The 1,944-nt window shown below is 64.4% G+C and carries 3 protein-coding genes; all 3 read left to right on the top strand.

All coding sequences use genetic code 11. From position 1 onward, the window contains the following. A partial coding sequence (locus tag ENZ75_RS30270) for a glycine cleavage T C-terminal barrel domain-containing protein (protein ID WP_164888124.1) occupies positions 1-411 on the top strand: 411 nt, incomplete at its 5' end. Beyond that, positions 408-1,313, top strand: coding sequence for a homocysteine S-methyltransferase family protein (locus ENZ75_RS30275; RefSeq protein WP_013531135.1), 906 nt, complete (start codon positions 408-410; stop codon positions 1,311-1,313). The genes ENZ75_RS30270 and ENZ75_RS30275, both read left to right, overlap by 4 nt. Beyond that, on the top strand, positions 1,306-1,944 hold a 639-nt coding region (locus tag ENZ75_RS30280), incomplete at its 3' end, for an aminotransferase class I/II-fold pyridoxal phosphate-dependent enzyme (protein ID WP_128278565.1). The genes ENZ75_RS30275 and ENZ75_RS30280, both read left to right, overlap by 8 nt.

Raw genomic sequence — 1,944 nt, forward strand, 5'->3', positions numbered from 1 at the left:
GGCTACCGCACCTGGAAAGGCGATCTGTCGACCGACTATTCGATCCTGCAGGGCGGGCTCGAACGCTTCGTCAAATGGGACAAGCCCGACTTCCGTGGCAAGGCGGCACTGCTGAACGAAAAGCAGCAAGGCGTGAAGAAGCGCTTCGTCACGCTGGTGGTGGAAAACCCCGGCGATTGCGACGCTCCGTCAGTTTCTACACTCTGGCATGACGGCAAGATCGTCGGCGAGACGACGTCCGGCGGCTGGGGCCATCGCATCGACAAGTCGATCGCGCTCGGCATGCTGCGCGCCGACCTGGCCAAACCAGGTACATCAGTCGAGGTCGAAATCTTCGGTGACCGCTTTCAGGCAATCGTGCAGAAGGATGAACCGCTGTGGGATCCGAAGAACGAAAGGCTGCGCGCATGAAGAAAATCATCCTCACCGATGGCGGCATGGGCCAGGAACTGGTCCGCCGCAGCCAATCCGAGCCGACGCCGCTATGGTCGGCCAGGGTGCTGATCGACGAACCGGATCTGGTGCGCGACCTGCACGCGGAATTCATCCGTGCCGGCGCACGTGTCATCACCATCAACACCTATTCTGCGACACCCGAACGCCTGGCGCGCGAAGGTGCGGAAGACCTATTCAAGCCATTGCAGAAGCGCGGCATCGAATTGGCCAGGCAGGCCCGCGACGAGGCCGGCGATGCAGCCATCGCCGGTTGCCTGTCGCCGCTTTTCGGCAGCTATGCACCGGCACTGACCATTTCCTTCGAGGAGACGCTCGAGATTTACCGCCGCATCGTTGCCGAGCAGGCCGATGGCGTCGACCTGTTCCTGTGTGAAACCATGGCGTCGGCGGACGAAGCCCGCGCAGCGGTGACCGCTGCATCGGAAAGCGGCAAGCCGGTATGGGTATCGTGGACGCTGGCTGACCACGGCAAGCCGCGGCTGCGCAGCGGCGAAGCCATTGCCACCGCGGCAAGCGCGCTCGACGGCCTGGCAGTCGCAGCGCGGCTGGTCAATTGCTGCCGGCCGGAAGCAATCGCCGCGGCTTTGCCTGAACTGATCGGCCTCGGCGGCCCGGTCGGCGCATATGCCAATGGCTTCACGTCAACCGAAGCACTTAAGCACGGCGGCACCGTCGATGTGCTGCACGCTCGTCACGACCTTGGCCCGGATGCCTATGCAGACCAGGCGATCGGCTGGGTGGAGGCTGGCGCAAGCATCGTTGGCGGCTGCTGCGAAGTCGGACCACCGCACATCGCCGCCCTGCGCGACCGGCTCGAACAGGCCGGCTACGAAATTTCGGGAGTTTTGCATGCCTAGACCATCATCGCGCATTTCCGGCATCGTGCCTTCGGGCAAGGACGGCTGGGAAGTCCATTTCGCCGCCTGGACGCGCAAGGAGGCCGGCGAAGACATCATCATGCTGTCGGTTGGCGACCATGATTTCGACACGCCTTCGCAGACCATTGAAGCCTGTGTGACCGCGGTTCGCGGCAGCAATCATCACTACACCCCGCTTCCCGGCTTGCCGCGCCTGCGCAAGGCGATGGCCGCAGCCTCGAGCGCCTGCACCGGCGTCGAGACATCGCCGGATCAGGTGATCGCCACGCCGGGCGGCCAGGCCGCACTCTACGCGGCCGTGCAGGGCGTGCTCGACCAGGGCGATCACGCCATCGTCGTGGCACCCTATTATGCCACCTATCCCAACACGTTCAGCGCCGCTGGCGCTGATTTCACCGTCGTCGAGACACCGGCCGAGGATGGCTTCCAGCCGCGAGCCGACATGATCCGCGCGGCAATCCGGCCGAACACGCGCGCCATCCTGATCAACACGCCGAACAATCCGACCGGTGCGGTCTATTCGCGCGAGCGGCTGGAACAGTTGGCAGAAGTCTGCCGGGAGCACGACCTCTGGCTGCTGTCGGACGAAGTCTACTGGACGCTCGGCGGC

Source organism: Mesorhizobium sp. M7A.F.Ca.CA.002.04.1.1, from assembly GCF_004022805.1.
Lineage (GTDB): Bacteria > Pseudomonadota > Alphaproteobacteria > Rhizobiales > Rhizobiaceae > Mesorhizobium > Mesorhizobium ciceri.